14 protein-coding genes are annotated in these 17,284 nt (G+C 65.0%); 10 read left to right on the forward strand and 4 right to left on the reverse strand.

Going from position 1 to position 17,284, the window contains the following annotated elements:
• The coding region (locus ACFV4K_RS27030) for an N-6 DNA methylase (RefSeq protein WP_379278668.1) at nt 1–2,010 on the reverse strand (2,010 nt) is incomplete at its 3' end.
• Between the two features lie 328 nt (nt 2,011–2,338).
• Here ACFV4K_RS27030 and ACFV4K_RS27035 point away from each other — a divergent pair.
• The 5 genes from ACFV4K_RS27035 to ACFV4K_RS27055 all read left to right on the forward strand — a co-directional run bounded on the left by ACFV4K_RS27035 (nt 2,339) and on the right by ACFV4K_RS27055 (nt 5,688).
• Entirely contained in the window at nt 2,339–3,070 is a 732-nt protein-coding gene (locus ACFV4K_RS27035; protein WP_379278669.1) for a DUF4352 domain-containing protein, read from the forward strand.
• 210 nt (nt 3,071–3,280) lie between these two features.
• The gene (locus ACFV4K_RS27040; RefSeq protein WP_379278671.1) at nt 3,281–3,631 is read left to right on the forward strand and encodes a hypothetical protein; all 351 of its coding nucleotides are present in this window, start codon (nt 3,281–3,283) and stop codon (nt 3,629–3,631) included.
• A gap of 3 nt (nt 3,632–3,634) precedes the next feature.
• Nucleotides 3,635–3,922 carry a hypothetical protein gene (locus ACFV4K_RS27045; RefSeq protein WP_379278672.1) on the forward strand — a complete coding sequence of 96 codons (288 nt, stop codon included), beginning with the start codon at nt 3,635–3,637 and terminating at the stop codon, nt 3,920–3,922.
• Between the two features lies 1 nt (nt 3,923).
• Nucleotides 3,924–5,129, forward strand: coding sequence for a DUF6973 domain-containing protein (locus ACFV4K_RS27050; protein WP_379278674.1), 1,206 nt, complete (start codon nt 3,924–3,926; stop codon nt 5,127–5,129).
• A 10-nt stretch (nt 5,130–5,139) separates the two neighbouring features.
• On the forward strand, nt 5,140–5,688 hold the full coding sequence (locus ACFV4K_RS27055; RefSeq protein WP_379278675.1) for a hypothetical protein: 549 nt from the start codon (nt 5,140–5,142) through the stop codon (nt 5,686–5,688).
• A gap of 57 nt (nt 5,689–5,745) precedes the next feature.
• On the opposite strand, the gene ACFV4K_RS27060 is transcribed toward ACFV4K_RS27055, so the two are convergent.
• Complete coding sequence (locus ACFV4K_RS27060; protein WP_379278677.1) at nt 5,746–6,621, reverse strand: RNA polymerase sigma factor; 876 nt, start codon at nt 6,619–6,621, stop codon at nt 5,746–5,748.
• 277 nt (nt 6,622–6,898) lie between these two features.
• Nucleotides 6,899–10,063: an AAA domain-containing protein gene (locus tag ACFV4K_RS27065; RefSeq protein WP_379278679.1), complete on the reverse strand. Its 3,165-nt coding sequence runs from the start codon at nt 10,061–10,063 to the stop codon at nt 6,899–6,901.
• 1,110 nt (nt 10,064–11,173) lie between these two features.
• Here ACFV4K_RS27065 and ACFV4K_RS27070 point away from each other — a divergent pair.
• On the forward strand, nt 11,174–11,533 hold the full coding sequence (locus tag ACFV4K_RS27070; RefSeq protein ID WP_379278681.1) for a nucleotide pyrophosphohydrolase: 360 nt from the start codon (nt 11,174–11,176) through the stop codon (nt 11,531–11,533).
• A gap of 11 nt (nt 11,534–11,544) precedes the next feature.
• On the opposite strand, the gene ACFV4K_RS27075 is transcribed toward ACFV4K_RS27070, so the two are convergent.
• Complete coding sequence (locus ACFV4K_RS27075; RefSeq protein ID WP_379278683.1) at nt 11,545–13,434, reverse strand: DNA/RNA helicase domain-containing protein; 1,890 nt, start codon at nt 13,432–13,434, stop codon at nt 11,545–11,547.
• Between the two features lie 575 nt (nt 13,435–14,009).
• Between ACFV4K_RS27075 and ACFV4K_RS27080 the strand changes: the two genes are divergently transcribed.
• The 4 genes from ACFV4K_RS27080 to ACFV4K_RS27095 all read left to right on the forward strand — a co-directional run bounded on the left by ACFV4K_RS27080 (nt 14,010) and on the right by ACFV4K_RS27095 (nt 17,266).
• On the forward strand, nt 14,010–14,483 hold the full coding sequence (locus ACFV4K_RS27080) for a hypothetical protein (protein WP_379278684.1): 474 nt from the start codon (nt 14,010–14,012) through the stop codon (nt 14,481–14,483).
• Nucleotides 14,484–14,537: 54 nt separating this feature from the next.
• The gene (locus ACFV4K_RS27085; RefSeq protein WP_379278686.1) at nt 14,538–15,137 is read left to right on the forward strand and encodes a DUF4352 domain-containing protein; all 600 of its coding nucleotides are present in this window, start codon (nt 14,538–14,540) and stop codon (nt 15,135–15,137) included.
• 314 nt (nt 15,138–15,451) lie between these two features.
• Entirely contained in the window at nt 15,452–16,684 is a 1,233-nt protein-coding gene (locus ACFV4K_RS27090) for a DNA sulfur modification protein DndB (protein WP_379278687.1), read from the forward strand.
• A 420-nt stretch (nt 16,685–17,104) separates the two neighbouring features.
• Nucleotides 17,105–17,266: a hypothetical protein gene (locus tag ACFV4K_RS27095; RefSeq protein ID WP_379278689.1), complete on the forward strand. Its 162-nt coding sequence runs from the start codon at nt 17,105–17,107 to the stop codon at nt 17,264–17,266.
• The last annotated feature ends 18 nt before the right edge of the window (nt 17,267–17,284 follow it).

Genomic DNA, 17,284 nt, shown 5'->3' on the forward strand with positions numbered 1-17,284 from the left:
GAGCCCGGTCGTCACCAGCTCGGCGACCTGCTCGGCGGCCTCGGTGGCCCGCCGGGCGGCAGTGCGCAGCGTGAACAGCTGCCGAAAAAGTTCGCCGTACCGTTGTTGCTCGGCCAGCCCGAGCACGGGGACGCGCAGCCGGGAGGGATCGAAACGGACCGTGGAGGTCCGTGTCGCCGAAATGTTCTCGGCGCCGGTCAGGAAGCCCGCCAGGAACCAGGGGTCCAGCCGGTCGAGATCGACGCGCAGGGTGTGGATGTGTGGTCCCCGGATCACCCCGGCATCGGCCGCGTCGGCGACCCGTGCGCTGCGCCCGCCGGTGCGGTCGCTGCGCACCGCGGGAATGAGAACATCACCGGCTCGGACCTCGACGCTGGTCGCAGCGACCGACGCTGTCGCGGTGCCCGACGCTGGAACACCGGTTGCGATGTCCGGGGCGATGAGCATCCGGCGCTGTGACACAACGGGATTCAGGTCCGGCACCGAACCGGTGTCGGGTTCTTCGGCGGGTGCCCGGCCCGCGGATTCGGCGGATTCCCCGCCGGGCAGGATGGACCGAATCAGTTCCAGTTGACCATGATTGGCCAGATCCGCGATCGTCACGTAGCGCCAGGACACGCCGGATCCGGCCGACCATCCACACATATCGCCAGCGGCCGAGGTCAGATCCGCGGCCGTGTCGCTCAGCGATCGAATCGCCTCGCCGACCTGATCGGAGACCGTCCCTGAATCCAGCGCGGAGCGTACGTACCCGGCCGGGGTCAGATCGACCTCCTCGGTCAACACGTCGACCAGCCGAACACCCACCGCCACACCGGATTCGGTCGCCGAGTCCGGGTCCGGTCCGTCGAACGCACGCCAGGCGCGCAACACGGTGTCGGTGACGGCGATGTTCTCGCCATCACCGGCCGCGGGCACACCGGTGGTGTCGACGAACAGCATGGAGTCGGCGACAGGCACGGCGGGTCGGGGTCGGCGCAGAAGCCAGATCTGCAGGCCGACATGCCAGGGCTGGGCACTGCCCGGAGCCAGGCCGATCACCGAGCGCAGCGCGCCGGTGCGCACCAGGTTGGCACGGATCTTGCGGCCGGAGGGGCGGGTGGCCACAGCGGGCGGAAGCAGTACCACGGCGGTCCCGCCGGGCCGCAGATGCGCGAGCGCGTGTTGCACCCAGGCGAGTTCGGGCTCCCCACGCGGCGGCAGCCCGTAATCCCATCGCGGGTCGAACGCCAATTCGCTTGCACCCCAGTCTCGTTGACCGTAGGGCGGATTGCATACCACGGCGTCCACCCGCAGGTCGGGGAAGGCGTCGGCGGTGAGACTGTCGCCGGTCCGCATATCCGGTTCGAGGGCGGTCTCGGCCTCGATGAGCAGCCGCGCGCGCTGCACCTGGACCGGCAGCGCATCCTGACCGGCGAGTTGGCTCGCACCGGTTCGCGCCGCCGCGAGCAGGAGTGACCCGCTGCCGCAAGCAGGGTCCAGCACGGTGTGCGCAGATTCGACTTCGGCCTCGGCTTCGGGGCCGGACGCGGTTGTCAGCGCGGCCATCAGGTCCGCCAACCACGCCGGAGTGATGTACACACCGGTGGCGGCGGTTTCCTCCAGCGCGCGTTCGCAGAGGATGTCGATGGCCATGCGCGCTCCGGCCTCCGCGGCCGCCCGGCCGAGCAGTCGCGTCACCTCGTCGCCGAGTTCGGCGTCGAAGCCGGGTGCAGTCCAACCGCTTTTACCCCGTCGCAGTGCTTGCAGCAGCCGCGCGACAGTATCCGGGGTGGCACGAGTGCGGACCAGGGAGCGCAGTTCGCTCACGGCCGAGGCGCTGGCTTCGTTGCCGTGCTCGGCCAGCCATCTCTGAACTTCGCCCAGGTCGAACTGTGGGCGAGCCTCACTGCCCCCGGTGGACTTGGGAAAGTCGGCGTGCCGTCGCCGCCAGTTGCTGACGGTGGCGCGCGTAACCCCGGCCAGCCGCGAGATCTCCGCGGCGCTGACGGTCGATACAGGCTTCGACATGCCCCTCCTCTCGTGTACGTTCCCTCCACCCTGCTCGAATGGGAAGCGAATTGCAATCCCGCCAATACGGTTGACAACGCTTTCCGTCATAAATATCGTTTGCCATCGACTCCGGTGCGAGAGCTCCGGCGAAAGCGACCCCAGCGCCCATCGAGGCGCCGCCATCAGCGCGTACTGCCCGCGCCACACGCTCTGACCTCGCTCACCCGAACCGAGGCGCTCGAGTAGACGACACCGTCTCGATGCCCGCGGCGGGATGCGCGTCAACTCCGGCTCGTCCCGCCGCACCCCAGTTCGATCCCCGTACAACCGAATCCGAGGAACGTCGATGACCTACCAGCCCCCGCAGCCACCCCCCGATCCCACAGCCGGACACCACCGGACCACGCCCTATCCCCCGATGACACCGCAGTACGCGACGGGCGGCCTGCCGCCCCGGTACCCCGGTCAGTTCCCGCCGCAGCAGCCCGCGCCCAAGAAGTCGAACACCCTCACGATCATCCTGCTGGTGCTGGCGGGCATCGTGGTCCTCTGTGGCGTCGGCGGTGCGCTCACCGGCAAGGACACCAAATCCGCTCAGCCCCCGGCGACTCCGGCCGCCGATACTCCCGCCGCCGGTGCACCGGGCAACGCGCCCGCCGCGACCACCGAGAAGCCGCCCGCCCCCGGCCTGAACACCCCGGTCCGTGACGGCAAGTTCGAATTCACCGTCACCGAGATCCAGTCCGGCATCCGCACGGTCGGCGACAACCCCTATCTCCGCAAAACCGCCCAGGGCAGCTACACCATCATCTCGATGACCGTCCGCAACATCGGCAAGGTCCCCTACGGCTTCTCCCCGTCCAACCAGGACGTGTACGACGCCCAGAACCGCAAGTTCTCCAACGACGCCGCCGCGGCCATCAACCTCCAGTCCGACACCAGCCTCTACGCCGAGATCAACCCCGGCAATTCCATTACCGCCCAGGTGGTCTACGACCTGCCCGCCGACTCCGTGCCGGACCGGATCGTCGTGCACGATTCGTTGTTCTCCGGCGGCGCGACCGTCTCGCTGCGGTAGCAACGAGACGCCCATGAGTGAAACCACTTTCACGCCTTCGGTCGCCGTCGTGGATCACGTCGACGAGCAGTTCGCGACACAACCGAACAACCCGTAGTGCATCCTCGGACAGCGCTGCCGCGCCGGTCCCCGGGTGGTCCGGTCCCCGGCCTTTGGATAGGGTTGCGGGACTGCAACGACGTACGGGCAGGGCTGCAACGGGGGGTGGGAGTGAGAAGCAACGCTGAATTGGCCGACCGCGCCGAGAGAATCGATGCGGAGATCTCGAAAGTCCGGGGGCGCGCCCAAACCACCGATGGGTCGGTCATCATCGAAACCAACCCCTACGGTTCCATCACCAATCTGCACCTTTCCTCGCACGTGACCAGCGTCGAGCCCAGTCGACTCGCCGCGGTCATCACCGAACTGCATCGCCGGGCTTATGAAGAAGCTAAAGCCCTTGGCGCGGATGTCTTCCAAGCGATTCGAGATCTACCGACACCCTCGCCCGCCGACATGCCGTTGTCACCGAGCGATCAGTGGGAAGACGTTGCACCCATCCGCTATACGTCGAGTATCTGAGCCATGGTCGAGTTCGATACCGGGCTGATGCGCGCGATGGCGAACGAGCATCGTGGCCACGCCGACGCTGTCGAGGCTCTCACGCCGTTCGGTGGCGAGGAAGTCCAGCTCGCGCGGGCCAGAATGCAGAAGTCGGTGTTCGCGGTCCGCATCGAGGAAAGCCTCCAGGCAATGGACAATGTCACCGACCTGCATGCCAAACGACTGCGTTCCTTCGCGGACCTCACCGATGCGGCGGCGACGGCTGCGGATCAGATGGATGAAGACAATGCCGTGAAGTTCGGGGGATGAAGTGGCCGACGGCGAGGAGAACCTCACCATCTCGATGATCCTCGGGTGGGATCTGACATTGCCGGGCAAAGTTGCCGAGCACGTTGACGAGTCCGCCAAGAAGCTAAAACAGGAGCTGTTCGACGCCGACGACCAGGTTCAGAAATCGGAGCCGTGGTTCGGGGAGCAGGCCGGTCTGAGTGCCCGAAACATGTCCAAGGGGTATCGGACCGATGGGGAAACGACCATCGGCGTGTACGCCGCCATGTCGAAGGCAATCCAGGAGGGTTGCGAATCGATCGGGAAGAAGATCCAGTCAGTACGCGATCTGATTTCCGATGTCGAGAATTCCGACTACGACCTGTTTTACGAGGAGAACGGCGCGGTCAAGTCACGCGAGTCGAACTGGGAAACCGCCGCGCCACCCTGGGGGATCGTTTCCCTCTACCTGAAACAAGGCGAAATCAACAAGCTGGACCTGAAGTTGAAGACCGCCCTCTGGGAGGTAGCACAGGAGGACGAGCGGGTTGCTGAGCGTGTATCCCAGTGCATCGAAAAGCTGGCCGATTCGATCAAGACCGAGATGGCCGGTAACTACACCGACCAGGGGCTACTGGATATTCTCAGGAAGTACCAGACCAAGGACTCGACCAAGGACGGGGTGATGTGGCCCAATGCCACTCAGCTCGAATATGTCAGAAAATACTACGACCCCACATTTCAACCCAAGTTCGTGACAGCCGAGGAAGCATCTGTCCTCAACGAACTCAGCCTTGCCGAACAAGTGAAATTCCTTACGATTCAAAAGGACGCAAAGTCGTTCGGAAAGAACAACAAGTACACGGACCAAGACGAAGACGCCGAGCAAGACGGGCACGGGGACGCCGCTCGCCATATGTACTGGAATGCCCGGATGACTCAGGAGTTCGGGGCGGATTGGACCGAGCGTTACACGACCGCACACGAGAAGTCCGGCGGCAACGTCGCCGCGCGTGAAGCAATGGACCTATACAATAACCAACTCGGCCGCGCGATCGGGCTTGACAAGACGGCGGACGACGCCACAATTCGGGCGCGCGTACTCGATGAGATCGATCATGGCAAGGCTGTCGTAATCGTCAATGGGGCCGACGGCAAAACCCCTCAACTCGCCTGGAGTAAAGATACATCCGTCCACAGCACAATCACGGGTCCCGGGGTCGGCATTCCCCTCCCTGGAACGAAATAGGGGTGACACCATGATGAAGATCACGATGCGCGCCGGACTACTCACGGTTTTGACGTCGCTCATTGCGTCGTGCGGAATTCTCGCTCCAATGGATAAGCCCGCGGATCAGAAGCGGGAACCGGAGGATTGTAGCCGTGGAACCTTCAGCTTCGACTTCGAAACCTCTAAAACTGTTCAGCCGCTCGGTTCGAGCAAGCTTTTGTTTCAGGAGATGACAAAGGCCAACAAGAACAGGGAAACGGTGCCGCTGCTGGACATCACTCATGCAGCAGGCTGGTCCGATGGCTGGGACATCCTGGTCGAGGTCGGAGAGCGTACGGAACCAGCCGATCTGAACACGCGAGCTCAAACCCCCGGCTATTGCTGGCGGAACCTGCCCGCATCCTCGGCAATGTCCGACCGGCCATCGGATAAGTTCTACCTCTTCACAAAGGACAACCGGCCCGTACAGTTCATCCAGTTCCACCCCTACGAGCAACCAATTCAGTTCGAGAAGGGCGCGGTCGCGACCAAGGAAACGGTGCTGGTCTCCAATGGCACTTACCTCATGCCCGAGTAGCCTTGTCACGACCAGCGCGGGGGTAGATGCCGGGCAGACGGCGCGCCCGGCCGGCAGTCACGTTGTAGGCGTGTCGCCGCGCACCATGGTGTCGAGGCGTCGCTCCAGGTGAGTGCGCTCGACGGTGTTCTCGGTGAGGAGAATGGCTGCCTCGTAAGCGTTCACGGCATCGGCCGTGCGCCCGAGTTCGGCGAGGAAAGCCACTCGGGCAGCTTGAAGGTAGCCGTAGGTCGCCAGCGCCGGGTCCGTGGATAGTTCGTCGAGCAGCGCGAGGGCACGTCCCGGGCGACCGGAAAACCCCACGGCGATCGCGTAGTTCAGGCGGACCACCGACGACGGCCATTCCCGCAGCAGCAGGGCGTAGAGTCCGGTGATCTCGCGCCAGTCGGTGCTCTCCCGGCTCGGCGCCTCGTCGTGGACCGCGGCGACGGTGGCCTGCAGGGTGTATCGATCGGTGTGGGGCAGAGCGCGTTTCACCAACGCCACCCCTTCCTCGATGGCAGCGCGATCCCATCGTGACCGGTCCTGGAATTCGAGTGTGCACAGGCGTCCCTCGCTGTCGACGCGCGCGGCGCGACGGGCGTCGGTCAGCGCGATGAGGGCGAGCAACCCGGTCACCGACGGATCGTCGGGCACTAGCGCGTGCATCATGCGCGCCAACTGCAAGGCGCGCTCCACCAGGTCCGCGCGTACCAGGGTGTCGCCGGACGGGGCGGTGTGGCCGGTGGTGAACAGCAGATGGATGACCGCGCATACGGCGTCGAGACGTTCTGGCAGTTCCCGCACCGACGGCACCCGGTAGGGAATGCGGGCCAGCGCGATCTTCTTCTTGGCGCGGGTGATTCGCGCCGCCGTGGTCGACTCACTGATCAGAATGGCCCGCGCGACCTCGGCGGCGGTGGCGCCGCAGACCAAGCGCAAGGTGAGCGCCACCTGCGCGTCCCGTGACAGCGCGGGGGGCAGCAGGTGCTGATCAGCCGCAGCCGGTCGTCGGGGATCGCGGTGCCGGCTTCGAGCTGGAGTACCGCGAGATCGGCTGTGTCGGTGTCGGTGTCATCGGTGATGAGCAGTGGCAGGGTGCGCCGCAGGGCTGATTTGCGGCGCAGCCGACAGGACCTGCGCCATGTCGTTCCGACGTGCCTGCCGGATCTGCGCGCCGAGGATGTGGTCGATGTCGTGGAACCCATGGATTCCCACTTCAGACCGCCGGTCACGGGTCGTAACGTCGCCAGTCGGTGCTCGCCGTCGTCGACCAGTCGGCAGCGTCGACACGGGTCAGTAAACCGTCCCCACTGCGGCCGGCGTAACGCGCGAGGACGCGGAAATTGCGGTGGCTGGACCAATTTCGATAGTCACCGACGATGACCAGTCGGCGTTTGGCGCGAGTGATCGCGACGTTCAGCAGGTTCGGAGTGTCGGATGCCCAGACTCGGGAGCCTCGCTGATCGGTGGCCGTACCCAGCACGAGGATTACGATCTCCGCTTCCTTGCCCTGTGTGGTGTGCACGGTGCCGAGGCGTTTCGGCTCGCGCGGCAGCCGGTCACCGACGGTCTTCTGTAAACCGTCGCGCACCGCGACAAACGGGCTGACCACGAAAACCGCTTCCGCCACACGGCGATTCAGCTCGGTGACCTTGCTGATCTCGTTCTCGGCCCAGCCGGGCATTTCGCCGTCGCATTCGATGAGTTCGGCGTTCATCCGGTCGCGAATTCGGGCCCGCACGAGATCCAACGTCGCGACGACGTAGCGCCCGTCCATGGGGTTCCACTTCTCGCCGGACGGGACGGCCGGTACGTCGAGCCAGGTATTACGAGTCAGCAGATGCGGCCCCTCCGGTTCGGCGGTGCCGAAGACCATCAGATTGTCGTAGGCGATCGAATTGCTGACCTCGAACATGAGACGGTCACAGCGACGGTGCACGCGCAAGGGGGATCCCACCCACAGCTCGTCGCGATTATCCGGATCGGGCAGCCAGGTTCCGAAGTGGTTGAGACGGTCCGCGATCGACTGCACCGACGAGCCGTGCGGTGTCCACTGCGCATCGACGCCGAACTGCGTGCACAGCCGACGCTGCCCCGACCAGGGCAAGGTGTTCACCGGCTCGAGCTGCCGCGGATCCCCGACGATCACCGCACGCTGCGACCGCCACAGCGCACCGATCGCCGCCTGCGGAGTGGCCTGCCCGGCTTCGTCGATGAACAGCCAGCCGAGCGCTTCTCTACCGAGTGTGGCGAACATTCGTGAAACCGAGGCGAAGGTAGTCGAAATCACCGGCACGACAAAGAACAACAACCGCCACGCGTCCAGCACCGTCTCGGCCGGGAGATCGGCGGGGGCACGGCCGCGCACGATTTCCATAGCGCTGGCGAGGTTGTCGCGAACCCGCTTCGGTTCTGAGGTCAGGACTGCGAAGTGCAGAGCGAGGGCGGCCGTGAAAACCGCGGTTCTCGCTGCGGCGAACTCCTCGTCCATCCATGGCGAGGACTTCTCACGAACCTCCATGGCGGCTCGATCATCAACCGACGCGGTCCATTCCGATCCGGGAATGGTGGACGGCCACAATTCGCGTGCGGCGGCGAGGGCTTGATCATCGCGACGCCGTGCTTCCTCTCGACGACGGATTTCGTCCTGGGTCCGTATGCGATCGGCAGCGGCCGCGTCGAGTTCTCGCGAAACGGCGCGCAGAGCGGCCGTCGCTGAGCGTTCGGTCTGCGTGGCCGCATCGAGTGCGCGCTGGCGAATCCGCACCTCGGCACGTGCCCGATCGTTCTCGCCCACGGCCCAGGCCAGACTCTCGTCCGCCTGATCCTGCGCCTTCATCAGCGGCTCACGCTCGGCCTCCCACTCCTGCTTCGAGCCCCACGACAAAACACGTTTGAGAAAACCGGGACGTTGTCGATCATGTTCTCGCAGAGCCACTTCAGCCGCCCGCACCGCACCGGACGCATGCTCGACCGTGGCCTCGGCGGCGCTCGATCGTGAGCGTGCCGCGGCGAGTTCCGCCGACGCCGCGACACGGGCGTCCTCGGCATGTCGCACGTTCTCGGCGGTCATCGACCGCCGGTTCCGCAGCCCGTCGAGGTAAGCGTCGTGATCCCGTGCCGCATCGCGCAATCGGACGAGTTCGGGATCAACGTCGAACTCCCGCTCGAGCAGGTCGGCGATATGCTGACGCTCCGCGGCGAGCCTCGCCGCTTCGGCCATCGCCTCATCGAATTCGGCGACCGCCTCCTCCCACGTGAGAATGCCCTCCAACTGTTCGCCTGCCGCCGCATGGTCGGCGAAACTTGTCAGCAGATCCTTGAGGCCCGCCTCACCTTCCTCGAGGTCTGCGCCCTCACCCCACCAGAATCTCTCGACGAACTCGGACCGGAAGGGGCGCTTCCCCAATCGCGCCGCGACCGCACCCCACGCCGGCTTGCCCATCAGCAGGGTGGCCTGGTCGGAGAGGTATTCCGCGCGCGGAAATTCATCGGTGTCGACCGCGTCTGCGGACGGAACTTCCATGGTGATGTTTTCGACCGCACCGTTGTTCGATGACGCGACCACGATTTCGAAGCCGCACAGCTCGTCGATGAGCGGATAGAGGCGGTTCTCCCACGAACCCGAATCGCCGGTCCGCCATTTGCGCGCCTGTTTCCCGAACGCCTGTCCCGGGTTCTCGAGTCGCGCCAGCGCGACAGCGCGGTCGACGACGATCGCCGCGATGAGGTCGCGCAGCAGGGTCGTCTTGCCGGTGCCCGGTGGTCCGTTCACCGCGAATATGCCACGGGCGCGGGGGTCTCGAAGACTCCGGTGGATCTCGTTCACCGCGAACTGCTGACTGAGCGTCAACGTGTGCGCGAGCTTGGCGGGCCAGCGGCCGGCGGGCATGGACGACGGAGCCACCGACCTCAGCACCTGCTCCGGAGCCCGGCGGACATCGACGCGCTGACGCTCGTCGATCCGCGCGCCGTCGACAAGGTAGTCGGTCAACGCCTGACCGGCAGCGTTGCTTTCGATCGCCTGCGCCACGCGCTCGAGATCGTCGGCATAGAAGCTGTTGAGGAATTCATCACTACCGGCGTCGTCGGCGAAACGCTCATTCACCTGATAGGTCTTGATCCGAATGATGTTGGGCAGCAGCACTTCCGCGACCCCTAGCTGCTCGGCAACCCAGCGGGTGAGCGCAACCAGATCCTTGACATCGAGCGCCTTGACGCCCAGCGCCGGCACTTCGGCGGCTTCCTCGTCTCGCTCCGGCTCCTCCGCCTCGGTGGTGTCGTCGGCGGCAGATTCTGTGTCCTCCGAGGAGCCAGGCATACCGAATTGGTCGGACAGCTCGGTCACGACCTCCCAGACGTCACCGGCGAAGTCGGCGGCCGCGCCGACCACATCCGGCAGCGTCTCGGTGATCAGCGGTCCAGCTCCGGAAATCACTCCGGCCAGCGCCGTGGACACACCGCTGGTGACCATGTCCAGCGCGATGTGCGCCGCGGTACCGGCGATCCGGCCCAGCGCGGACGGCACATCGGAGGCCACTTCGGTGATCGGCACTCGTCCGTCACCGATACCGAAGGCCATCGCCAGAATGTCCTTCTGAGCATCATCGAAACCGGCCAGCCACAAGTCCGACGCCGGCCCCGGATTCACGGTCCGGCCGATAGCCCAAGCACACGACGACAACGTCACCGAGTCACGAATCAAGAGACCGTCCGAATTCACCGTCAAGCTGAGCAGCGCGCTCTGCCCGCCGGTGCGGCTGTCGAGATCGAGTTCCTCCTCGTCCGCGACCCGCAATGTCGCGTCCAGCACCTCGCGCACCTTGGCCAGGTCGAACACACCGACATACACCGTATGCTGCCACCGGCACTTCTTCCGAAGCGACTCATGCGGTTTCGCGCCCCGAGCCCACGGCAGCGGCCGCGCCCCGTCAACATTCCGGATTCCCTTGCGCCAGTCCGTCGCATCCACCTTGGGCGGCGAAAAGTACTCGACCGCCCGCCAATACCTCAGAATCCGAGCCTGCCGCTCCGCTTCACCCATGTACTCTCCCCACCCGCCATCGTCGGCCGCACCCACGCCACCCCACCGAGCCCGGTTGCCGCGGCCCGGGCTCAAATCGATTCTGCCCGAACGACACCCACAGCGCAGCCGAAGAGCGCAGAATCCCTGCGCCCGATAGCCTCCAGCACCGGCCTGACGCCGGTGCTACAGGTACTCAGCGACTGACGGGTCCCCGGGGAAGGCGATCTCGGGCGTACGGCGGACTGTGACCGGAGCGGGCGAATCGGCCCAGGAGAACGCAGGCCGCCACACCGCAACAGAGCATCATCCGCTCAGACCCCGCACCGTGCCTGGCTTGCGACATGGTTCCTGGCCGCTGCCGCTGCGGCTATCAACGCCTACGCCGTGATCTCCTTGGTGCCCCCCTGCGAAGGCGGGGCCAAGCAAGACCCATCGTGAGCAGACCGCTGTCGACTATTCATCTGATAAACAGGGGCGATGACTGTCGATCGCCTTCAGCAACTGGTCGCCGAGTTCGCTGCCCGACGGGAGTGGGAGCGGTTCCATACGCCGAAGAATCTGGTGATGGCGCTGACCGGGGAGGTCGGTGAGTTGTCGGAGTTGTTCCAGTGGCTCACCGCTGAGGAGAGTTCGGCGATCTGTGCGGATGCCGGTCGGCGCGAACGGGTGGAGGAGGAGATGGCTGATGTCTTCATCTACCTGTTGCGGCTGGCCGATGTGCTGGGGGTTGATCTGGGAGCGGCGGTCGAGGCCAAGGTGCGGAAGAACGAGGAGCGGTATCCCGCAGAGGTGGTGAAGGGCCTGGCGGTGAAGTACACCGAGTTGGGCCGGCCCTGACGACATGACCGTCAGCTGGTCATTCGTTCCAGGAACTCCTGGGTTTCGGGGTCGGTGGAGTAGACGCAGACGCCGTCCATGCCGCGGGTGAGCAGCACCTTGTAGGTGTTGCGGATGAGGCCCTCGAAGTGCAGGGGTGCGGCGCGTTTGACGGCGGGATCGAAGGATGCCTTCTGGTCGCTTTGCCAGCGGTCGCCGCGGCGCACGAAGTCGGGGCCGAAAATGACTCCTGCCCAGTCGTATTCGAAGCCCTGCGCGGTGTAGACGCAGCCGACCTGGTCGAAGCCGCGGTCGTCGGAGGCCCAGAAGTCGGAGATGGGGACGTCGGGAACCCGCTTGCCTTCCTTGGCATTCCAGGGGCGATGCCATTCGCCGATCCGGACGTCGTCGACCAGGCGACGCCCGGCGGGGGTGTCGATCGGGTCGCTCCAGCGCCAGCAGTAGCCGGCGGCGATGCGCGCGGTTCCGCCCTGCTGCTCGCGCTGGGTGATCAACCAGGATTCGAGTGCGGACGGCGATGGCGCGTTGGTGACCACGAAGTCGTCGTCGCTGCCCGCGATCAAGTCACTCCAAGCGATCGGAGGCAGCGGGTGCAGGCCGAGTAGTCGGGCGACCCATGTGTCGAAGGCTTGCGATCCGCCGCAACGGAATTGGCCATCGAGGCGCACGACCTCGAGGTCGCATCCGGCGGCGGAGGCCGCGGCGCCGATCTCCGCGAGCGAGCCCATTTCGCCGGGCCGCACGATCTGGTTCTCGTCGAGCAGGAAGACCGGGACCCAGGCCACATCGATGAGTTCCTCGATCTGGCGGCGTGCCTTCGCCCGCATGTCGGCCTTGGTCCACCGGTTGGCGCTGGTCTCCCGGACGCGGTGTGCCTCGTCGCAGATGATCACGTCGAGGTCGCGTGGTTCCGCGCCGATGTAGTTGTTGAAGTATTTGAACAGGTTCTGGACGCGGGTGTTGCGGCTGCCCGCGACCCTGCGCATGGTCTGGGTGAAGGCTTTGGAGCCGGTGGCGTGGTGCACGGCGCGTCCTTTTCGGGCGAGTTCACCGAGCAAACTCAACGCGATGACGCTCTTGCCGGATCCGGGGCCGCCCAGCACCACGACCACCGTCTGGGTACGGGCGGCGCGGGCGGTGGCGACGGCCTGCAAAACCGTCTGGTAGGCGACCCGCTGTTCGTCGAGCAGCACGAATTGTTCGCGCTCTTGAATCTCCTTGGCCGCCAGCGTGAGCAACGCTTTGCTGGGCGCGTGATGAAAGCCCAGGAATTCGTCGGCCGCCTGACGTGCCGGATCGCGGCCGGCCTCGACCGACAGTAAGGCTCGCAACCGGTCGGCCAGGGCGGCACGGTCGTCCATCGTGAATATCTGCCCGAAGTCGTCGACCTGGTATTTCAGCAGGGATGAGATGTCTGAGGCGTGCGCGTTGTGCAGGTAGGCGATGCCGAAGACGCTGCTCGGCCGTTCGGCGAGCGCGGGGGTGGCGTCCACCAGGTACTGGCAGTAACCCCGCACCTGTTCGGCGGGATGCAGGACGGGCTCGGTGTACTTGGCGACCGAAACCAGGTCCGCGGCAATGAGTTCGGCCTTGGACCATTGTTTCAGTTCGATCAGCACGTAGTTGGCCGCACCGGTGCGCGGATGCACTCCGCACAGGATGACGTCCACCCGCTTGGGACTGTGCGGCAGCCGATGCTCGAGCAGGACTTCGACGTCGCCGAGCCCCGCGTCGACCAGATCGGACAGCAGCTGCGGCAGACTGCGCAGCCAGGAGTTCACCTCACCCTGCGAAACCTTCTGCCCCCACTGATAGCCGGCCTGTTCGAGCAACTGTCGCGAAAGCTGATCGAGCTGCGCATCAGCGAGCAGTTTACGGGCGCTTCCCCGGACCAATGCCACCTTGAATTCCCCACTTAGGCACGCGAAATAGGCGTGCGGGTGGGGGCAGCTACGAAGGTGACTTCGGTGCCCGGCGGGCCGCGAGAAGTCACAGTAGTGGATGGGTGTGACATCGATCGGCAGCCACCCACCCGGGCTGCCCGACACGGGCATTCCGAACCGGAGAGATTCCGTCCAACACCGCTTCGATTTCACCTTCACCGCGAAGACGGGCCGTGTCCGTGAGGTCGACCTGCTGGTGATCGCCCCAACGGCGTGAACATGGTCGAGTTGAAGGATTGGCGCGACCGGGTCACCGGGAGGCCGGCGACCGGGCTCAGACGCACCGATGCCCGGCACCGGTCAGCAACCCTAGTCACCTTAGCTCAAAGTTTAGAGCTAACAAATAGTTTGACGATGCTTTCACTGTCATCTAACGTGATGAACGCTTCGATGGGAAGTTGAGCCGGAGCACGAGTTCACAGCCGAGGACGTTGAAACCATGAGCCACCAAGTCCGCGGTGCGCGATCGGCAAGCGGCGCTAGATGACTCGACCCGATAGAACAGTCACCCCTGCAACAGTTTTCGAGGAATCATGTTCAAGCGATCGATTGCAGCCGGCGCGCTGACAGCCGGACTGATCATGGCTACCGCCGGATGCGGCCCCAGCCCGACTTCCCCGACCGCCGCACCGTCGCCGGCTCCGGCGCGGACCACCACCACAGTCGCCCCGAAGCCGGAGTTTCAACCGACCCCCGACCAGATCAGTCTGGCGTTGAAGGTTGTGAAGAAATCTTGTTACGGGTCGGCCGGCTGCAGCGTCTACGTCCAGATCGACCCGAGTTTCAGCTTCGGGCAGGACATTCCCGCAGGCAAGAAATGGACCGTGATCTATCAGATCGACGGCGGAGAGGACGGTCCGAAAACGAACTCGTTCACCATCAGCCGCGGCGACACCGCCCGCCAGGTCAGCTACCGATTCGACTCGAAAGAACTGGTCAGCACCAGCGGACCCAACGATGTGCTGACGGTGACGGTCACCGACGTGATACCCGGCGACGCGTCCTGAACCGGCGAACAACCCGACACTCTTTTATCCCTTATCTCACAAAGGAATTCAGCCATGACCAACCCGAACATGCCGCAGCAGCCCTGGTCCGGACAGCCGCAGGGCCCGTACTACCCGCCGCAGCCGCCGAAGAAGCGGCGCGTCTGGCCGTGGGTGCTCGGCGGGTTCCTCGCCTGCCTGCTGCTGCTCTTCGGCGGATGCGCCGCGCTGATCGGCGGCGCCGCGCACGAGGTCGCCAAGCAGGAGGAGAAGCGGACCACCGCTGAGCCGGTCGGGACGACGGTGCGGGACGGGAAGTTCTCGTTCGCGGTCACGCGGGTCGACCCGCCGATTACCACGGTCGGCACCAGCGAGATCCTGAAGAGGGACGCTCAGGGCGAGTTCGTGCTCGTGTACGTGGACATCACCAATGTCGGCAACCAGAAGCAGAGTTTCTTCGGGGACAACCAGAAGCTCATCGACGAGCACGGTAAGGAGTTCTCCAACGACTCCGGCGCCGCATTGAACGTGAACAAGGACCTGCTGTCCGAAATCAATCCGGGCAACAAGCTCTCGGCGGTCCTGGTGTTCGACGTCCCCAAGGGCACGGTCCCGGCCGCCATCGAATTCCACGACTCGATCCTGTCCGGCGGCGCGCGCGTCGCGGTCAAGTAGGACTACGGCTACTGCTTCATCATCTGGCTTCCCTATAAGGGGGCCAAGGATTCCGAGGCGATCGACATCCAGTCCTACTCCGGCGCGTCGTACGCGCGCCTGAGATCCGGCGACGTCGTCAACGTCGACGGCTGCGCCTGGACCCTCGAGTAGCCGACATCCCCTCCACCCCCGGCGGTAGCGCCGAAACGACGCTGGAAATCTCGTTGTCGACGTGATTCCGAACGAATCTCTGAAACCGGACCGTGATTGAACGGCCACACCGGTCCGACTTCGCCAGCACCGAATAACTTTGCAAGAAGGGACTTTTCATCATGACCGTCAACTCCATGGGGCTCGTCGAGCACAACGGCCTCGACCAGGCCTTGTCCGCCGCATCGGCTGACGCCGCGGCAGCCGGAGCCCGTGTCTTCCCCTGCACCGTGTTCCAGCAGGGCCAGCGCACGATGATCTCCACCTCCTTCCCCTATTCCTTCCTGACCCGTCAGGTGGTCGCCGAATCCGCCGACAAGGGCGGCGATCCCGCGAACACGACGAACCGGCCGCTCATGACCGATCATGTCAAGAACATCAACCACTACGTCCGCGAGAATCGCGGCAACTACATCCTGCCGCCGGTCACGTTGAACGCCCGGCAGCTACCGGCATTGCATGTGCCCCGGGGCAATTTCAAGAACCGCCTCGGCTTCATGGTGATCGGCGACAGCGTGCGCTTCTATGTCACCGACGGCCAGCACCGCATCACGGCGATCAAAGGACACGGCGCGGGCCGCAGCGCCATCACCGGGCTGCTCGATCTGGAGGTCGGTTTCGAGGACGACAGCCTCGCGGTGCTCATCGTCGTCGAGGACGATCTCAAACGGATCCATCAAGATTTCGCGGATGCCGCTCAGACCAAGCAGATTCCGGCGAGCCTGCTCGCGGTCTACAACACCCGTGAACCCATCAACGGCGTCCTCGCCGACCTCGTCGAACAGACGCGGCTGTTCCGGGGCCGGGTGGACGCCACGTCCAGCAAGCTGCCCAAGGCATCGCAGGCGGTGTTCCTGCTCAACCAGGTCCGCCAGTTCGTCAAGGAACTGCTGTTCAATGACTACGCCCTCAGCGAGGAGTCGGTCGCCAAGCAGAGCGCGCAGCTGATCGGCGACAAGCAGACGCGCGACGAATTCGTCACGGACGCCGTCACTCTCATTCAGATCCTCTCCGAGCACATGGACCCGTGGCGCGAGATCTGCGAGCTCCCCACCACCGGCGGTCCCGCGAACCAGGTCGCCGACTTCCGCCAGAAGTACATCAACCTGACCGCGACCGGACTCGTCGTCATCGGCCGTGTCGCCTACGAGATCCGCAAGAGCCCCGACCTCGACTGGCGGCTGGCCCAGTACAAGCGTCTAGCCACGGAAATCGACTGGCGCCGCGGCGCTGCGATCTGGCTCAATACCATCATCTCCGCGGACGGCAAGGTCGCGACCCAGCGCGGCCCGGTCCGGGAGGCGGCGAACCGGGTCATGAAACAGCTGGGCATGCAGGTGGAAGCCGACCGGTAGCGGCATCTTCCGGGGGAGGCACCGCCGACTTCCGCCCTTCACCAATCCTCGAACGTCCCGCCGGAGCGACACACACCGGCCAGGCAACGACCCCTACACCTCCACTGACGATGCCGGACGCGGCGACCGCATCGCCGCGTCGGAACGCTCCACCAATCTCGATGGACAGTGCTTTCACGCGAGCTTCTCGTGCAATTGACCATATCGACGGGGAACGAGCGGCCTGCTTGCCCGACATCTACGCTCACAGCCGCCTGCGGGCTTCACCTGACGGTCGACAGCGGGCTCGGAGTGGGCGTATCCGGTCCCACCCACACGATAGTGTTGCTTGGATGCAATCCAATCGATTGGATCGCATCGGCCCATTTCTCGACGGAGTGGACGGCAGGCAGGTCACCACGAGAACAGGAACGCGCTGGCATGGACGACGGTCGGTGGATTGCGGTCACCGAATCGAGCTTCGAGCGTGAGCAGCGCGGACTGGAGGCGATCCGCACGCGGCTGCCCGATCTGGACCCGTGGTATGCCGGGACTGTCGGAACAACGGCGGGTCTTGATCTCGGTCCTTCCTGCCGAACCTGACGGTTCGGCAGGAAGGAC

It is taken from the genome of Nocardia sp. NPDC059764, from assembly GCF_042732555.1.
GTDB lineage: Bacteria > Actinomycetota > Actinomycetes > Mycobacteriales > Mycobacteriaceae > Nocardia.